Genomic DNA, 16628 nt, shown 5'->3' with positions numbered 1-16628 from the left:
ATGGCATAGAGTGGGCGTTCATCGAGATTGCGCGCTGGCTATGTTACGGTTTTGGAAATGATTCCCGCCAAACTCGAATATTGCGACGGTGGAAGATGTCGGGGCACGGCAATTTGGAAGAGATTGAAGACGCGGACGAATTCTCGCTTCGTGAATGGTTCAGACGCTACCGCGCTGTTCTGACGGCTGTTGCGACGTTTGCGCTGTTTTGCCTGGTCGGCTTCGCGATCGTGCAACTGACGAACGAAGTGCGTTACGACGACGTGGTCCAGGCACTCGCTGCAACGAAGGTCAGCTCGATCCTGCTGGCCCTGTTGTTCACCGGCCTCAGCTTCATGGCCCTGATTTGCTACGACATAAACGCAATCGACTATGTGGGCAGGAAGCTGCCCCTGCCGCAGGTGGCGCTGACGGCTTTCAGCGCCTATGCCGTCGGCAACACGGCCGGCTTCGGGGCGCTGAGCGGCGGCGCGATCCGCTACCGCGCCTATTCCCGTCTTGGCCTGAAGCCCGAGGAGATCGGCCGGGTCATCGCGTTCGTCACATTGTCCTTCGGGCTCGGGCTGGCCGGGGTCGCGGCGATTGCTCTGCTGGTCATCGCGGATCAGATAGCTCCGCTGATAAATGTAAGCAGCTTCCTGCTGCGGTTGGTAGCCGGCGCCATCATCGCCGCGCTCGGTGTGGTCCTGATTATTGGCCGCGGTGACCGTGCGCTGAAGATCGGCCCGATTGCAATCCGCCTCCCGGATTCACGCACCTGGTCGCGGCAGTTTCTCGTCACCGCCTTTGATATCGCCGCTTCGGCGACCGTCCTTTACGTCCTGCTGCCGCAGACCGCGATCGGCTGGCCGGTGTTCCTGGCGGTCTATGCGATTGCCGTCGGTCTCGGCGTTCTCAGCCACGTCCCGGCTGGCCTTGGTGTGTTCGAAACCGTCATCATCGCCGCGCTCGGCAGCGCGGTGAATATCGATGCGGTTCTCGGTTCGCTGGTGCTGTACCGGCTCATCTACCATGTGCTGCCGCTGCTGCTCGCCGTGCTTGCCGTTTCGGCCACGGAGCTTCGCCGCTTTGCCGGTCATCCGGTTGCCTCCGGAATTCGCCGGATCGGCATCCGCCTCATGCCACAGCTGCTGTCCACGCTGTCGCTGCTTCTCGGTGTCATGCTTGTCTTTTCGAGCGTCACGCCGACACCGGACGAAAACCTGGAGTTTCTCGCGAATTACGTGCCGCTACCGATCGTGGAAGGCGCGCATTTCCTGTCGAGCCTGCTCGGTCTGGCGCTGATCGTCGCCGCGCGTGGACTGGGGCAGAAGCTCGACGGTGCCTGGTGGGTCTCGATCCTTTCAGCCGCGACGGCACTGGCGCTTTCATTGCTGAAGGCGATCGCGCTGGTCGAAGCCTGTTTCCTCGGCTTCCTGATCTTTGGCCTTTTCGTCAGCCGCCGCCTTTTCCGCCGGCGAGCGTCCCTCCTCAACCAGACGCTGACTGCCTCCTGGCTGACCGCGATCGCCGTCATCTGCGTTGGCACGATCGTCATCCTGCTGTTCGTCTATCGCGACGTCGAATACAGCAGCAAGCTGTGGTGGCAGTTCGAATTTGCCGGGGAAGCGCCGCGCGGGCTGCGAGCCGCGCTCGGGATCACGATCCTGTCGTCGGCGATCGCCATCTTCAGTCTGCTGCGTCCAGCGACCTCCAAGCCCGAACCGGCATCGGACGATTCGCTTAAACGCGCCGTTGCAATCGTCGAAAAGCAGCGCTTCGCCGATGCCAACCTCGTGCGCATGGGCGACAAGAGCATAATGTTTTCCGAAAAGGGCGACGCCTTCATCATGTATGGACGGCAGGGTCGCTCGTGGATTGCGCTGTTCGATCCCATTGGCGAGCGCAGCGCAGTCCCGGAACTGGTATGGCGTTTTGTGGAGTCGGCGCGCGCTGCCGGTTGCCGTGCGGTATTCTACCAGATTTCGCCGACGCTGCTTTCCCCTTGCGCTGATGCGGGGCTGCGGGCCTTCAAGCTCGGCGAACTCGCCATTGCCGATCTCGGGGGTTTCGAGATGAAGGGCGGCAAGTGGGCGAACCTGCGTCAGACGGCCAGTCGCGCCCAGCGCGACGGCCTGCATTTCGAAGTCATCTTGCCTGAAAGCGTGCCTCTGATCATGGAGGAGATCGCCGCGGTTTCAAATGCCTGGCTGGCGGATCATAATGCCAAGGAGAAAGGTTTCTCGCTCGGTTCCTTCGATCCGGACTACATTGTCGCCCAGCCGGTCGGCATACTGAGGCTGGAAGGCAGGATCGTTGCCTTTGCCAATATCTTGATCACCGACGCGAAGGACGAGGGAACCATCGATCTCATGCGCTTTTCGCCGGATGCGCCGAAGGGATCGATGGACTTTCTGTTCGTGCAGATCATGGAATACCTACGCAGCGAAGGCTTCGCGCACTTCAACCTCGGCATGGCGCCCTTGTCAGGCATGTCGAAACGCGAGGCGGCGCCGGTATGGGACCGCATCGGCAGCACCGTGTTCGAGCACGGTGAGCGATTTTATAACTTCAAAGGCCTCCGGGCCTTCAAATCCAAGTTTCATCCGCAATGGCATCCGCGATATCTTGCGGTGTCTGGAGGAGGCAATCCAATGATCGCGTTAATGGACGCGACCTTCCTGATCGGGGGCGGATTGAAAGGGGTCGTGAGAAAATGATGAAGAGATACCTTCTAGCCGCAACCTGCGCACTACTGCTGGCAGTGCCTGCGGCCCTGGCGGCCGATGAAACGAAACAGAGCTTCGAGACCGGGCTCATTCCATCGCCGCGCGTCTTTCTGCCCGACGGCGACGTGAAGGGGGCTGTGGTCCTGATTTCCGATGGCGCCGGCTGGGGCGACAATGAGAAGGCAGAGGCCGATCGACTGGTGGAGCAGGGCGCCGTCGTTATCGGGATCGATTTCCAGACCTATATGAACGCCCTGAGAAATTACGATGTCAGCCAGAATGACGGCTGCATCTACATGGTGTCCGACATCGAGTCGCTGAGTCAGCAGGTTCAGCGTGCCGCGGGAAACAGCGCCTATCATCTGCCGATCATTGCCGGTGTCGGCGAAGGCGGCGCACTGGCGCTGGCGATCGCGGCGCAAACACCGGATGCGACCATTGGCCAGACGTTGGCGGTCGACTCCGCCGCGGGAATTCCGCTCGTCAAGGAACTTTGCACGCCCGCCAAGAAGCAGACGGTCGGCGACCGCATGATCTATGGCCTCAGCGACACATCGCTGCCCGATCCGATCATCGCGATATTCACCGCATCGGCGAACAAGGATGGCCGCGCGCATGTCGAGGAGCTGAAGACCAAACATGCCGATATCGATATCCGTGACTCCCAGGATGATGCGCAGACGGCGCTCGGCGACACGCTGGAGCAACTGATCGACGCTTCCGGCAGTGCGGACAACCCGCTCGGGCTGCCGCTGACGGTTCTCGATGCGAAGCCTGCTTTCGATACGATGGCGATCGTCTATTCCGGTGACGGCGGCTGGCGCGATATCGACAAGGAGGTGGGCGCCTCGTTGCAGAAGCAGGGGATTCCGGTCGTCGGCGTCGATTCCCTTCACTACTTCTGGTCGGAGCGCACACCACAGCAGACGGCAGACGATCTCGGAAAGATCATCGAGTTCTATCGCAAGCAGTGGAAGGTGAAGCATGTGCTGCTCGTCGGATATTCCTTCGGCGCCGACGTCGTTCCAGCTGCATTCACGCGCCTGAAGCCAGCGGCAAAGAGTGCGGTCGTGCAGATATCGCTTCTGTCGCTCTCGCATCAGGTCGACTATCAGATTTCGGTCCTCGGCTGGCTTGGCCAGAAGACCGAAGGCGCAGGCGGGAACCCCATTGAGGACCTGAAGAGTGTCGATCCGAAGATGGTGCAGTGCATTTACGGGAAGGATGACGACGATGACGTGGCCTGCCCGGATCTGAAGGGAAGCGGTGTCGACGTCACCGTGCTGGCAGGAGACCACCACTTCGATGAAGACTACGCGTTGCTGAGCAAGACGATCATCGATGGTCTGAAGGCCCGGCTTCAGAACTAGCGCATCAACGTTTCTTCGTTCCAGCCGAAGGCGGCGATATCGCCGTTTCGGAAGCGCGCATCGTCGGCGACGATGAATTCGTCGAGTTGTGGTGGCGCGACGCTCGTGCCGGCCATCATCGCGTGCACCTGCCCACGATGATGCGTCTGGTGCTGAAACAGATGGCCGAGCACATCATCCATCCTCTCACGTTGGATGCGGCCTTGGCGGTGCAGGTCAATCACCGAGGCCAGCTTTTCCGGAGTCAGCAATTCGCACAGGGCCAGCAGCCGGCGATCGACCTTAGCTTGTTCTGTTGCAAGCACTGCGAGGTCACCGAAAGGCTCCTCGATTTCCCATGCCCTGGGGCCAAGCGTCCCACCTTCCAGCCCATCGACATAGAACCAGTCGACGGTCAGGATGTGATTGAGCGTCGCCTTGATCGACGGAAAGAAACTGATCCGCACGGCCTCGAATTCGCCGGGCTTCAGCTTTGCACACGCGTCATGCAGCCGATGGTTCGCAAGGGCGTTGTTGTAGGCAAGCTTGCGGAAGGATCGGCAGGGATCGAAGGCGGGCATCGGCTTGTCCTTTCTTGCACTCCGCGGATAGCTGCGCCTAATCGTCTTCCTGGAAGAGCCGGAACTGCGCCGCTTCCAGATCCTTGGGCGGCTGCATGCCGAGATGCTTCCAGGCGGTGGCTGTGAGCACGCGGCCGCGCGGCGTACGCTGGATAAAACCCTGCTGGATCATGTAGGGCTCGATGATGTCCTCGATCGCGTCGCGCGGCTCTGAAAGACCTGCCGCGATGGTCTCGATGCCGACCGGGCCGCCGCCGAAATTGACAGCGATCATGTTGAGGTAGCGCTTGTCGAGTTGATCGAGCCCCATATTGTCGACCAGCAGGCGGGTCAGCGCCTCGTCGGCAATTTCCCGTGTGACGGCCTCGGCCCTTGCGACTTCGGCAAAGTCGCGCACGCGGCGCAGCAAGCGGCCGGCAATACGCGGCGTGCCGCGGGCGCGCCGGGCAATCTCGCGGGCACCCTCGTCGGTTATCGGCAGGCTCATCAGGCGCGCGCCGCGCCGCACGATCAACTCCAGTTCGTCGACCGTATAGAAGCTCAGCCGCACCGGAATGCCGAAGCGATCGCGCAGCGGTGTCGTCAGCAGGCCAAGGCGGGTCGTGGCGGCAACCAGCGTGAACTTCGACAGGTCGATCTTCACCGAGCGGGCGGCAGGGCCTTCGCCGATGATGAGGTCGAGCTGAAAATCCTCCATTGCCGGATAGAGGATTTCCTCGACGGCCGGACTGAGCCGATGAATTTCGTCGATGAAAAGCACGTCGCGCTCTTCGAGGTTGGTGAGAAGTGCCGCCAGATCGCCGGCCTTGGCAATGACTGGGCCTGATGTGGAGCGGAAGTTGACGCCGAGTTCCTTGGCCATGATCTGCGCCAGCGTTGTCTTGCCGAGGCCGGGCGGCCCGACGAACAGGACGTGGTCCAGAGCCTCGCCGCGGTTCTTCGCGGCCTCGATGAAGATCTTGAGATTGGCGCGCGCTTCTGCCTGTCCGGTAAATTCGTCCAGTGACTGCGGGCGCAACGTCACATCCAGGTCTTCGCCTCGCTTTTCCGAGGATATCAGGCGCGCGGCTTCACTCATGCTGGCGATTTCCAATCTTCAACTACGTCCGACCAATACACCAAGCCGGTGCCTTTGACATCCTGAGATGCTGCTGGCATCACCGCGCAAGCTCCTTCAGCCCCAGGCGGATAAGCTTGGCGCTGTCTGCGCCTTCACCTGCAGTCTTCATTGCCGCGGCCACGGCGTTGGCGGCCTGGTCGCGGGAATAACCAAGATTTGTCAGGGCCGAGACGGCGTCGGCTACCGGCGCGGGGGCGACCCCTTCGCCGAGTTCCTGTTTCAGACCTATGGTGCCGGAAGCTTCGCCGGCGAAGGCAGGGGCCTTGTTCTTGAGCTCGGTCACTATGCGTACGGCAACCTTGGGGCCTACGCCCTGGGCACGGGAGACGGCAGTGCGATCCTGGAGGGCGATGGCATTGGCAAGCTCGCTTGGGGTCAGCGTCGACAGCACGGCGAGCGCCACCTTGGCGCCGACGCCCTGGACGCTCTGCAGCAGGTTGAACCATTCGCGCTCAAGCGCCGTCATGAAGCCGAAGAGCTTGAGCTGATCTTCCCGGACATAGGTTTCGATAAAGAGAATGCAGGCCTCGCCCACCGAGCCAAGGCGCGACAGTGTGCGCGCCGAGCAGAAGGCGACGTAGCAGACGCCGTGCACGTCGACGAGCACGTAGTCGTCGCCAATTTCGTCGATGGTGCCTTTGAGCTTGCCGATCATGAATGGGGTCCGTCAGGGGTGGGTTTCAAGGTTATGGCGCATCACGAGCCGGCCAACACTGCCTGCCGCATGCGGTTGCTGCCTCGGTTGTGTGCATGGCAGATGGCAATCGCCAGGGCATCGGCAGCGTCATTGCCCTTGAACTCGGCTTTCGGCATCAGGATCTTCAGCATCATATGGATCTGCTGCTTTTCGCCGTGGCCGACGCCGATTACGGCTTTCTTCACCGCATTCGGTGCGTATTCGGCGACCTGCAGACCGGCGCGGGCCGGTACCAGCATGGCGATGCCGCGCGCCTGGCCAAGCTTCAGGGTGGCGACGGCGTCCTTGTTGACGAAAGTCTGTTCGACGGCGGCCTCGTCCGGCTGGTGTGCATGCACCACTTCCGCGAGGCCATCATGCAGCTGGCAGAGGCGGGAAGCGAGATCCATGTCCCCATCCGAGGTCACTGTGCCGGAGGCGACGAAGCGTAGCGAGTTGCCCAGTGTGTCGATGATGCCCCAGCCGGTGCGGCGCAGGCCTGGGTCGATGCCAATGATGCGAATCGTATTTTGCATGCTTCACTCTATTGCCGTCGCGAAATAACTGCCATCGATATGTGAACAAAACAAAAACATGTCTTGTTTTTCAGGGCGGCCGTTTACGCCAATTTAAACTCCGTGCGTGAGTTTTGATCCATAAAATGTGAGAGGAGCCCGCTTTTCCTGAAGTTAAGGCTCCCCGTGTTCTGTTTTCAGGCCAGCCGACAGGGCGTTCGCGCGTCCCGCCGGCATGTGCCGTTCCGGAAGGGGTTCGTTGTTCATGGCTCAGAGATTCCAGTCCCTGTCCTTCAAAGTAATTGCCACATTCATTCTGCTTACTGCACTTTCTATTACCGTCATCAATGTTCTCGCCTATTTCGCCAGCAGCCGGATCTCCGGCGAGCAAGCGCTGAAGGCAAAGGAAAGCGTTCTTATTTTCCGCGGCGATATGCTGCAGGACCAGTTGAGACAGCTGGAAAACCAGGCAAATTCCATCGCCCGCATCGAGGCGCTGCAGATGTCAATCACCAGCCTGAAGAGCGGCTGGAAGACGATCGAGAAGACATCGGGCAATGCCAGCGCCGAATTGAAGAAGGTGTTCATCACCAACAACCCCAACGCGGCGGACCAGAGAGAGAAGCTGCTGAAGCCGGAGGCGCCGAGCGGTTTCTACTATTCAAACCATGAGACGACGCAGGGTGAGGTCGCTCGCGACCTCGAAAACACGGCCTTCAGCGATCTGCTGATCGCCGATCTCGACGGCAATGTTCTCTACTCCTACAAAAAGAACGCGGAATTCGCCGAGAACCTCAAGAGCGACGCGTGGAAGTCCGCGGGCGCCGGTATTGCCTTTGCCAAGGCTATCGAGAACACCACAAAGGCGACGGACGACTTCGCCCCGACGGGTTTCTCCGGCCTGCGTGTCGACGCGGCAAGCGGCAAGTCGGCGATTTTCTACGCCGTGCCGATCGTCAAGCTTGGTGCGCCAAAGGGTATTATTCTCTTCAAGGTACGAGACGACATCATCACCAGTATCCTTGCCAAGGGGATAGTGTCGGGCAGCACCGCACAGGCGGCAATCGTCTCCGACGATGGCTCGGCTGTTGCCGTCGACGAGAGTGGCCGGCTGGTTACGCTCGATACGGCTCCGTTCACGTTCATGAAGGATGCACTCGCCAATAACGCGATGACAGTCGATGATTTCTCGCGCGCCGACGGCGCGGCGCGTGCGTATGTTCGCGGCATTGAGTACCATGGTGCGCGTTTCCTCGTGGTGGAGAGCGTCCTGATCAGCGAACTCAATGCGGGATCGATCGAAATCGCGACCCTCCTGACCATGATCGCGCTCGGGGTTCTCGTCGTCATGGCGATTGCAACGGGCATCATCACGAAGATGCTCTTCTCGCCGCTCGCGCGGCTTGCAGGTGTCACGCGCGATGTCGCGGACGGCAAGCTGGATATCGACATCGGCAGCCAGAATCGCGGAGACGAGATCGGCACCATGGCGAAAGCCCTTGCGCGCTTCAGGCAGTCGCTGGTCGAGGGCCGCGAACTCGAAGCGGCGAGTGCCGAGACACGGGCTCGGGCAGAGCGAGACCGCCAGCAGCACACGGCCGAGCGCGAAGCGGAAGCGAGAACGTTGCAAGAGGTCGTGGAGGCCATCGACGAAGGGTTGCGGCACCTGGCAAACGGTGACCTCGCCTATCAGATCGAGACGCGCTTTCCGAGCGAGCTGGAAAGCTTGCGCATCAATTTCAATAACGCGCTGGCGACACTCAGTGACACCATGACGGCGATCGGAGGCAACTCCATGGCGGTCCGGTCCGGCTCGGAGGAGATGCGCACCGGCGCCGACGAACTGGCGGGTCGCACCGAGCGGCAGGCTGCTTCGATCACAGAGACCGCAAACGCGATCGATGCAATCACGCAGTCCGTCCGCGTTCAGATCGAGCGCGCCGAGCAGGCCGATCGCATCGCCCGCGACGCCAAGCGCGAGACGACCGGCTCCGGCCAGATCATGCGCGAAACGATAGCCGCTATGGAGGCCATCCAGGCGTCCTCGCGGCAGATCAACTCGATCATCACGGTCATCGATTCCATCGCCTTCCAGACCAATCTGCTGGCGCTGAATGCGGGGGTCGAGGCAGCCCGCGCCGGCGAGTCCGGCAAGGGTTTCGCTGTCGTCGCCATGGAAGTGCGCGAACTGGCACAGCGGTCATCGAGTGCCGCCAAGGAAATCTCCGGTCTTCTGCAGAAATCTACGCACGAGGTGGAAACCGGTGTTTCGCTGGTCGAGCGGGCAGGCGTGGCGTTGACAGGGATCGGCAGCCACGTCGAGGCGATCAACGGCCAGATCAGCGAGATCATGGAGTCGACCCGCGAAGAAGCCGATACGCTCCGCCAGATCAATGCGGCGGTGTCTGAACTCGATACGATGACACAGCAGAATGCCGCGATGGTCGAGGAAACCACCGCAGCAATCCACCGGCTCGCGACCGAAGCCGTGGAAATGGATCGGCAGCTTGCGAACTTCACGCTGACACAGGGGCAGCACCAGCACAGTGCAGAAGTGCACGTGCTAAGGCGCAGGGTATAAGTCGGGGCTGCCGGCGGACAAATGCGAAGGGCCGGGCGACTGGCCCTTTTGTTTGCATTCCGTTTGGATTGACCCAGCCGGATACCTACATAGACGTGTCATTCCAATCACCGACAGGCCCTCCCATGGTTCCCTTCTCGATCCTCGATCTTTCCCCTGTCCCAGAAGGCGGCACGATTCGCCAGGCTCTCGAAGATTCGGCGCGTATGGCACAGAAAGCCGAGGAGTTCGGCTATACGCGCTTCTGGCTCGCCGAACACCACGGGATGCCGGGCATTGCCAGTGCAGCGACGGCGATTGTCATCGCTCATGTGGGCGCTGCGACCAAACGGATCCGCATTGGTTCGGGTGGCATCATGTTGCCCAACCATTCGCCATTGGTCATTGCCGAACAGTTCGGCACGCTGAACGCGCTGTTTCCGGGTCGTGTCGATCTTGGCCTCGGGCGTGCGCCCGGCACCGACATGCGCACCGCCCAGGCGCTCAGGCGCAATCTCGATGCTGGTGCACAGAGTTTTCCGAACGACGTCGTCGAGTTGCAGCAGCTGCTCGGTACGCCAGTGGAAAACCAGGCAATTCTCGCCGTGCCCGGCATGAACTCCAACGTGCCGATCTGGCTGCTCGGCTCCAGCCTTTACAGCGCCCAGCTGGCGGCGATGCTGGGCCTTCCCTATGCCTTTGCCTCGCATTTCGCGCCGGATTCGCTGTTCGATGCGCTCGATATCTATCGCGACCGTTTTCAGCCGTCGGCGGTGCTCGACAAGCCATACGCGGTGGTCGGCGTCATGGGGGCAGTCGCCGATACGGACGAAGAAGCCCAGTATCACTTCACCTCGGCGCAGCAGCAGTTCGTCAATCTTCGCCGCAATGTGCGTGGACAGTTTCCGCGGCCGGTCCGTGACATGGAGAGCTTTTGGTCGCCGATGGAAAAACTGACGGTCGAGCATACGCTGCGCTATGCCGTCGTCGGTTCGCCGGCAACGGCGGAAGCAAAGCTCGCCGAATTCCTGCGTGACACCAAGGCCGACGAAGTAATCATCTCCATGCCTGTCCATGACATCGGGGCGCGGCTTAAATCGGTCGAGCTCTTTGCCGGCCTCGGCAATTTCATGCGCGTGGCGGCTTAGGGCGTCGGCGGTCGGCTGACGCAAGCCAGCACTGCCCGCATGCGACCGTCTGGCGCACAGCTGTTTGGACGAATTGACTTCAGACGACAGAGGCATAGCTTTCCCTGAGAGTGCATGTCGTTCGCTCGTGGGAGCGAACCGGACAGCAGGCGGCAGTTTCGATAGCCGCTTGCCTGGCAACCTTGGGAGGAGGATTGCTATGCGTTGCGGTGACCTTGCGTTCGTTGTGCTGCTTCTCTGTCCGCCGCTATCCGCTGCGCTTGCCCAGGAGGGCGATCCGGCAGCCGGGGCGGTCGTGTTCAAGAAATGTGCAATCTGTCACAACGCCGAGACCGATCAGAACAAGATCGGTCCCGCGCTGAACGGCGTTTTCGGGCGTACCGCAGGAACACATCCGAATTTTGCCTACTCGGCGGCGATGCGGACTGCCGGTGCCGATGGCCTCGTCTGGGACGAGACGACGTTGCGTGACTATCTGCACGACCCGAAGTTGAAAGTGAAGGGTACCAAGATGGCCTTCGTCGGGCTCAAGGACGATGCCGACATCACCAATCTCACCGCCTATCTGAAGCAGTTCTCGAAATAGTGGCACTTTGCTAGCCTCAATTGCGGCCAGGGTGTATTTATGAGATATTACTAAAGTAAACGCGCAACGGTTGCGGATTGTGGCTGCGGCCGCCTGTGCGGCTCGGGAGGAGCCCATGGTTGTCGTGCTGGTTCTGGTTCTGATCGCGCTGGGGTCGGTGGCATTCCACCTGCTGAGCCCGTGGTGGTGGACGCCCATTGCATCGAACTGGAACTACATCGACAACACCATCATCATTACCTTTTGGATCACTGGCTTCGTCTTTGTCGCGGTGGTCTGTTTCGTGGCCTATTGCGTCTTTCGTTTCCGGCACAAGCCCGGCAATCGGGCGGCCTACCAGCCTGAGAACAAGCGGCTGGAGTGGTGGCTTGCCGGCGGCACCGCGCTTGGTGTCGCGGCGATGCTGACTCCGGGTCTCGTCGTCTGGAAGCAATTTGTCACGGTGCCGGCTGATGCCGGCGAGGTGGAAGTCGTCGGCCAGCAGTGGCAATGGAGCTTCCGTCTGCCGGGCGCGGACGGGCGACTGGGACGCGCCGACAACAGGGCGGTGACACCCGACAATCCGCTCGGCGTCCTTACCAGCGATCCAGCAGGTTTGGACGACATCATCATTTCAGGCGGGGACCTGCACCTGCTCCTGGCGAAGTCGGTACGTGTTCATCTGCGTTCGCTGGACGTGCTGCATGATTTCTATGTGCCCGAGTTCCGGGCGAAAATGGACATGATTCCGGGCTCGGTCACCTATTTCTGGTTTGCGCCGACGCGGACGGGAACGTTCGAGGTGCTTTGCGCCGAGCTATGCGGTGTGGGTCATTCTCAAATGCGCGGCTCGGTCGTCGTCGACGATGCGGAAGCCTACCAGGGTTGGCTGCAGCAGCAACAGACATTCTCGCAACTGATGGCTGCTTTGGAGCCGGCCAAATAACCGGCGTCATGGTCGCGGGCGAGCGACCGGTGGTGGAAGGAATGGCATGCGATGGTCGATATTCCAAGCACGGCCGGTGACGGCATTCCTCCCGCGGAAGTCGCGGATGTGGAACTCTATCATCCCCGAAGCTGGTGGACGCGCTATGTGTTCAGCCAGGATGCAAAGGTCATCGCGATCCAGTATTCGCTGACTGCCTTCGCGATCGGTTTCGTGGCGCTGGTGCTTTCGTGGCTGATGCGGCTGCAGCTCGGCTTTCCCGGATACTTCACCTTCATCGATGCCGACCACTACTACCAGTTCATCACCATGCACGGGATGATCATGGTGATCTATCTGCTGACCGCGCTCTTCCTCGGCGGCTTCGGCAACTACCTCATCCCCTTGATGCTCGGCGCCCGTGACATGGTGTTTCCCTATGCCAACATGCTGAGCTACTGGCTCTACCTGCTCGCGGTTCTGGTGCTGGTCGCCGGCTTCTTCGCGCCGGGCGGGCCAACGGGCGCCGGCTGGACGCTCTATCCGCCGCAGGCGTTGCTTTCCGGCACCCCAGGCGGCCGCGACTGGGGCATCATCCTGATGCTCTCGTCGCTGATCATCTTCATCATCGGCTTTACGATGGGAGGGTTGAATTACGTCGTGACCGTGCTGCAGGGGCGCGCGCGCGGCATGACGCTGATGCGGATGCCGCTGACCGTCTGGGGCATTTTCACGGCGACGGTCATGGCGTTGCTCGCCTTTCCCGCGCTCTTCGTCGCAGCAGTGATGATGCTGTTCGACCGGCTGCTCGGCACAAGCTTCTTCATGCCCTCGATCGTCGAGATGGGCGAGCAACTGACGTCGCAGGGCGGCAGCCCGATCCTGTTCCAGCACCTGTTCTGGTTCTTCGGGCACCCGGAGGTCTACATCGTGGCACTGCCGGCCTTCGGCATCGTCTCCGACCTGATCAGCACGCACGCACGCAAGAATATCTTCGGCTACCGCATGATGGTCTGGGCAATCGTCATTATCGGGGCGCTGAGTTTCGTCGTATGGGCGCATCACATGTATGTCAGCGGTATGAACCCGAACTTCGGCTTCTTCTTCGCCACCACCACGTTGATCATCGCGGTCCCGACGGCGCTCAAGGTCTACAACTGGGTGCTGACGCTCTGGCGCGGCGACATTCATCTGACGCTGCCGATGCTGTTCGCTCTCGCGTTCATCGTCACCTTCGTCAATGGTGGGCTTACCGGCCTGTTCCTCGGCAACGTGGTGGTCGATGTGCCGCTCTCCGACACGATGTTCGTTGTTGCGCATTTCCACATGGTCATGGGTGTCGCACCGATCATGGTCGTGTTCGGCGCGATCTATCACTGGTATCCGAAAATTACGGGCCGCATGCTCGATGAGGCGCTTGGCCAGATCCATTTCTGGGTGACCTTCATCGGTGTCTACGCGATTTTCTTCCCGATGCACTACATCGGTCTGATCGGCGTGCCGCGCCGCTACTACGAGCTCGGCGAAACCGTCTTCATCCCGCCGTCGGTCCACACCCTCAATATGTTCATCACCGTTGCTGCGCTGGCGGTCGGGGCTGCGCAACTGGTGTTCGTCTACAATTTAGCCTGGAGCCTTTTCCGAGGTCGTTTGGCCGGCGGTAATCCGTGGCGCGCAACGACGCTCGAATGGCAAACGCCGCAGACGCCGCCGGCCCACGGCAACTGGGGCAAGGACCTGCCAGTCGTCTACCGTTGGGCCTATGACTACAGCGTGCCCGGCGCCGCCGAGGACTTCCTGCCGCAGAACCAGCCGGATGGCGGCGTGTCGAGGGCTCACGCATCATGAGCGCGATCCTGATCTTTCTCGCAGCAATTGCCGTCATCATCGGCCGATGGCTGGCGGGCCAGCGGCTGATGTCGAAGCCCTGGCTGGAGGCGGGACGTGCCGGAGACGTGATCGACCGACAGGGTGCGCCGCTGCCGGCGGTGAAAGTCGGGCTCGGTATATTTCTGGCGGTGGTCGGCGCGCTGTTTTCGCTGCTGATTAGCGCCTATCTCATCAGGATGGCCGGGGCCGACTGGTGGTCGCCACCGGTGCCGAAGCTGCTCTGGGTGAACACTGCCATGCTGTTTGCGAGCTGCGCGGCGATGCAATGGGCAACCGTCGAGGCGCGACGCGGTGGCGAAGAGGCCAGCCGGCTGGCGCTCGATGCTGCGCTCGCGACAGGTGTGCTCTTTCTTGCGGGGCAGGTCGTGGCGTGGCTCCAGCTGGCCGCCGCCGGCTATGTGCTCGCCGACAATCCCGCCAATAGTTTCTTCTACATCCTGACCGGTTTGCATGGCCTGCATGTATTGGGCGGTCTCGCTGTCCTCGGCCGCACTAGGCTCAGCGCTTCGGCTGGCGGCAGGTCATCTCCCGGGAAGCTTCGGCTCCGCACCGAGCTGTGTGCGACTTACTGGCACTTCATGCTGGTTGTCTGGCTGGTGCTTCTTGCGCTCTTCACCGGCTGGGCGAACGACCTTGTCGATTTCTGCCGCCAACTGGTTACATAGGGGCTGGACGATGTCTGAACTCACGCGAACGGAAACTGACCAGACACGTCTCTTGCCTCAAGCCGGCTTGCGCGGCGTGGCCGCTGACTTTGCCTCGGATCAACGGGCGTTCAAGAACGTCTCCTGGGGCAAGGCCATGATGTGGATCTTTCTCCTCAGCGATACCTTCATCTTTGGCTGCTTCCTGCTGGCCTACATGACTGCGCGGATGTCGACGCCGGTTCCCTGGCCCAATCCGAGCGAGGTCTTCGCGCTCAATATCGGCGGGCAGGAGGTTCCGCTGATCCTGATCGCGATCATGACCTTCATCCTGATCAGCAGCAGCGGCACCATGGCGATGGCTGTCAACTTCGGTTATCGCCGCGAGCGCGGAAAGACGGCGGCACTGATGTTTCTCACCGCCGCACTCGGCGCTTCCTTCGTCGGCATGCAGGCCTTCGAATGGACGAAGCTGATCAGTGAAGGCGTCCGTCCCTGGGAAAATCCGTGGGGTGCGGCACAGTTCGGATCGTCCTTCTTCATGATCACCGGTTTTCACGGAACCCACGTGACGTTTGGCGTGATTTTCCTGCTGATCATCGGGCGAAAGGTGCTGCGCGGTGACCTGGAGACCGGCAGGCGAGGGTTCTTCACGAGCCGCAAGGGCAATTACGAGATCGTCGAGATCATGGGCCTCTACTGGCACTTCGTCGATCTCGTCTGGGTCTTCATTTTCGCATTCTTCTATCTCTGGTGAGGTCGCATCATGGCACAGGCACAAACTCATTCCGGCCAGCAGCATCCGATCAGGCTCTACCTCGTCGTCTGGGGGCTGCTGTTCGTGCTGAGTACCTTCTCATACCTTGTCGACTATGTCGGCATTCAGGGATATCCCCGGTGGTCCCTGATCATCCTCTTCATGATGCTCAAGGCCGGATTGATCGTCGCGATCTTCATGCATATGGCTTGGGAACGCTTGGCGCTTGTCTATGCCATCCTGCTGCCACCGCTGCTGGTGCTGGTCTTCGTGGCGATGATGGCGTCCGAGGCGCACTACACGATATTCACCCGGATGACGTTCCTTGGCGGCGCGCAGTAGGCACGGTTACTGGACCTGTTCACCGGGATAAACGCCCCAGGAGCGCCGATTGCCGGACGGTACCCCTCAAGGCGAGGGCAGAGAAAGCCTCTCGCCTAGGCCGATCTGGTGCGAGGCATGATCAGTTGCACTGTGCCATGCGCTTGAGCGCCGCGCTCACGCCGTTGAGCGAATAGGTATAGCGGGTCGCGGTGCCACGGCGGGAGACGGCATCCACGGTCAGGTCGCTGCCGGCGCGCATCGCGTCGATCAGATCGGGCTCGCGCGATTCCTCGAGCACCCAGGCAGAGGAGCCCTTGGTAAACATCGTGAATTCCTTTTCACCGATCTGCACTTTGGCGCGCGATCCGGGCTTCAGTTCGTAGCCCATGATTACCTGTGGCTCGCTTCCGGTGCTGCTGCCTGGTGCATGGCCGACGACAAAGAAGTTGTGTCCGTGATCTACGGCGGCAGGCTGCATCGTTTTCGGTACCGTCAGGATATAGCACACCGTCGTGCCCGATCGGTCATAGGAATAGACGCCCCAGTCGTTGAACTGCTTGACCATGGATGGTTGGGCGTGGGCCGCAAATGCGCCAGCCAGTGTGGTTGCGAGGGTGAAGGAGAGCGAAAGGGCTAGTGTTTTCATAAGTCGATTTCCCGCCGAGAGAAGTAAGTGAGGCTGGCCTTGAAGCAGACCGGCTGGAGCGAATTCGGCGCATTCAAGTCTGGCGAGGTTACCGAGACCTTAACAAACGCCTCCCGTTCACGGACGTGTTACCGGTCGGCGCCAGGATGTGAGAATTGACGCTCGGATGATGTGGACAAGGAAAAGCCGGCCGCGTTTCCGGGCCGGCGTTTCAAACAAC

15 protein-coding genes are annotated in these 16628 nt (G+C 60.9%); 10 read left to right on the top strand and 5 right to left on the bottom strand.

Annotation, left to right across the window (positions count from 1 at the left end; all coding sequences use genetic code 11):
* The first annotated feature begins 95 nt into the window (after positions 1-95).
* A complete protein-coding gene (gene mprF, locus ASC90_RS21730; protein ID WP_056545180.1) occupies positions 96-2699 on the top strand; it encodes a bifunctional lysylphosphatidylglycerol flippase/synthetase MprF in 2604 nt (867 codons plus the stop codon).
* Complete coding sequence (locus tag ASC90_RS21725) at positions 2696-4078, top strand: AcvB/VirJ family lysyl-phosphatidylglycerol hydrolase (RefSeq protein WP_056545178.1); 1383 nt, start codon at positions 2696-2698, stop codon at positions 4076-4078. The genes mprF and ASC90_RS21725 overlap by 4 nt, the downstream gene beginning before the upstream one ends.
* Here ASC90_RS21725 and ASC90_RS21720 read toward each other — a convergent pair.
* The 4 genes from ASC90_RS21720 to ruvC form a co-directional block, all read right to left on the bottom strand.
* Complete coding sequence (locus ASC90_RS21720; RefSeq protein WP_056545176.1) at positions 4075-4638, bottom strand: DinB family protein; 564 nt, start codon at positions 4636-4638, stop codon at positions 4075-4077. The two genes, ASC90_RS21725 and ASC90_RS21720, sit on opposite strands and share 4 nt — an antisense overlap.
* Positions 4639-4675: 37 nt before the next feature.
* A complete protein-coding gene (gene ruvB, locus ASC90_RS21715) occupies positions 4676-5716 on the bottom strand; it encodes a Holliday junction branch migration DNA helicase RuvB (RefSeq protein ID WP_056545174.1) in 1041 nt (346 codons plus the stop codon).
* 79 nt (positions 5717-5795) lie between these two features.
* Positions 5796-6413, bottom strand: coding sequence for a Holliday junction branch migration protein RuvA (gene ruvA, locus ASC90_RS21710; RefSeq protein ID WP_056545172.1), 618 nt, complete (start codon positions 6411-6413; stop codon positions 5796-5798).
* Positions 6414-6454: 41 nt separating this feature from the next.
* Positions 6455-6970 carry a crossover junction endodeoxyribonuclease RuvC gene (gene ruvC / locus ASC90_RS21705; protein ID WP_056545170.1) on the bottom strand — a complete coding sequence of 172 codons (516 nt, stop codon included), beginning with the start codon at positions 6968-6970 and terminating at the stop codon, positions 6455-6457.
* 244 nt (positions 6971-7214) lie between these two features.
* Between ruvC and ASC90_RS21700 the strand changes: the two genes are divergently transcribed.
* The 8 genes from ASC90_RS21700 to ASC90_RS21665 all read left to right on the top strand — a co-directional run bounded on the left by ASC90_RS21700 (position 7215) and on the right by ASC90_RS21665 (position 15780).
* On the top strand, positions 7215-9530 hold the full coding sequence (locus tag ASC90_RS21700; protein WP_056545168.1) for a methyl-accepting chemotaxis protein: 2316 nt from the start codon (positions 7215-7217) through the stop codon (positions 9528-9530).
* A gap of 125 nt (positions 9531-9655) precedes the next feature.
* Positions 9656-10657, top strand: a complete 1002-nt coding sequence (locus tag ASC90_RS21695) for an LLM class flavin-dependent oxidoreductase (RefSeq protein ID WP_056545167.1) — start codon at positions 9656-9658, stop codon at positions 10655-10657.
* 199 nt (positions 10658-10856) lie between these two features.
* Entirely contained in the window at positions 10857-11243 is a 387-nt protein-coding gene (locus tag ASC90_RS21690; protein ID WP_056545165.1) for a cytochrome c family protein, read from the top strand.
* A gap of 115 nt (positions 11244-11358) precedes the next feature.
* Positions 11359-12168 carry a cytochrome c oxidase subunit II gene (locus tag ASC90_RS21685; RefSeq protein ID WP_056545162.1) on the top strand — a complete coding sequence of 270 codons (810 nt, stop codon included), beginning with the start codon at positions 11359-11361 and terminating at the stop codon, positions 12166-12168.
* Positions 12169-12219: 51 nt separating this feature from the next.
* Positions 12220-13995 (top strand): cbb3-type cytochrome c oxidase subunit I, encoded by a 1776-nt coding sequence (locus tag ASC90_RS21680; RefSeq protein WP_056545160.1) that lies wholly within the window; start codon positions 12220-12222, stop codon positions 13993-13995.
* Positions 13992-14702, top strand: coding sequence for a cytochrome c oxidase subunit 3 (locus ASC90_RS21675; RefSeq protein ID WP_056545158.1), 711 nt, complete (start codon positions 13992-13994; stop codon positions 14700-14702). The genes ASC90_RS21680 and ASC90_RS21675 overlap by 4 nt, the downstream gene beginning before the upstream one ends.
* Positions 14703-14712: 10 nt before the next feature.
* Positions 14713-15438: a heme-copper oxidase subunit III family protein gene (locus ASC90_RS21670; protein WP_056545156.1), complete on the top strand. Its 726-nt coding sequence runs from the start codon at positions 14713-14715 to the stop codon at positions 15436-15438.
* A gap of 9 nt (positions 15439-15447) precedes the next feature.
* Entirely contained in the window at positions 15448-15780 is a 333-nt protein-coding gene (locus tag ASC90_RS21665) for a cytochrome C oxidase subunit IV family protein (protein WP_056545154.1), read from the top strand.
* 121 nt (positions 15781-15901) lie between these two features.
* Here the strand turns inward: ASC90_RS21665 and ASC90_RS21660 are convergent, their stop codons facing one another.
* Positions 15902-16408: an invasion associated locus B family protein gene (locus tag ASC90_RS21660; protein ID WP_056545152.1), complete on the bottom strand. Its 507-nt coding sequence runs from the start codon at positions 16406-16408 to the stop codon at positions 15902-15904.
* Positions 16409-16628: the final 220 nt, after the last annotated feature.

This window comes from Rhizobium sp. Root1220 (genome assembly GCF_001426265.1).
Classification (GTDB): Bacteria; Pseudomonadota; Alphaproteobacteria; order Rhizobiales; family Rhizobiaceae; genus Rhizobium.
The sequence above is the reverse complement of the archived record's forward strand: the minus strand, read 5'-3'. Positions and strand labels throughout refer to the sequence as shown.

Bases quoted from the DNA above. Each gene is read 5' to 3' on its own strand.
- mprF (WP_056545180.1), top strand. From the start codon at position 96: ATGTCGGGGCACGGCAATTTGGAAGAGATTGAAGACGCGGACGAATTC.
- ASC90_RS21725 (WP_056545178.1), top strand. From the start codon at position 2,696: ATGATGAAGAGATACCTTCTAGCCGCAACCTGCGCACTACTGCTGGCA.
- ASC90_RS21720 (WP_056545176.1), bottom strand. From the start codon at position 4,638: ATGCCCGCCTTCGATCCCTGCCGATCCTTCCGCAAGCTTGCCTACAAC.
- ruvB (WP_056545174.1), bottom strand. From the start codon at position 5,716: ATGAGTGAAGCCGCGCGCCTGATATCCTCGGAAAAGCGAGGCGAAGAC.
- ruvA (WP_056545172.1), bottom strand. From the start codon at position 6,413: ATGATCGGCAAGCTCAAAGGCACCATCGACGAAATTGGCGACGACTAC.
- ruvC (WP_056545170.1), bottom strand. From the start codon at position 6,970: ATGCAAAATACGATTCGCATCATTGGCATCGACCCAGGCCTGCGCCGC.
- ASC90_RS21700 (WP_056545168.1), top strand. From the start codon at position 7,215: ATGGCTCAGAGATTCCAGTCCCTGTCCTTCAAAGTAATTGCCACATTC.
- ASC90_RS21695 (WP_056545167.1), top strand. From the start codon at position 9,656: ATGGTTCCCTTCTCGATCCTCGATCTTTCCCCTGTCCCAGAAGGCGGC.
- ASC90_RS21690 (WP_056545165.1), top strand. From the start codon at position 10,857: ATGCGTTGCGGTGACCTTGCGTTCGTTGTGCTGCTTCTCTGTCCGCCG.
- ASC90_RS21685 (WP_056545162.1), top strand. From the start codon at position 11,359: ATGGTTGTCGTGCTGGTTCTGGTTCTGATCGCGCTGGGGTCGGTGGCA.
- ASC90_RS21680 (WP_056545160.1), top strand. From the start codon at position 12,220: ATGGTCGATATTCCAAGCACGGCCGGTGACGGCATTCCTCCCGCGGAA.
- ASC90_RS21675 (WP_056545158.1), top strand. From the start codon at position 13,992: ATGAGCGCGATCCTGATCTTTCTCGCAGCAATTGCCGTCATCATCGGC.
- ASC90_RS21670 (WP_056545156.1), top strand. From the start codon at position 14,713: ATGTCTGAACTCACGCGAACGGAAACTGACCAGACACGTCTCTTGCCT.
- ASC90_RS21665 (WP_056545154.1), top strand. From the start codon at position 15,448: ATGGCACAGGCACAAACTCATTCCGGCCAGCAGCATCCGATCAGGCTC.
- ASC90_RS21660 (WP_056545152.1), bottom strand. From the start codon at position 16,408: ATGAAAACACTAGCCCTTTCGCTCTCCTTCACCCTCGCAACCACACTG.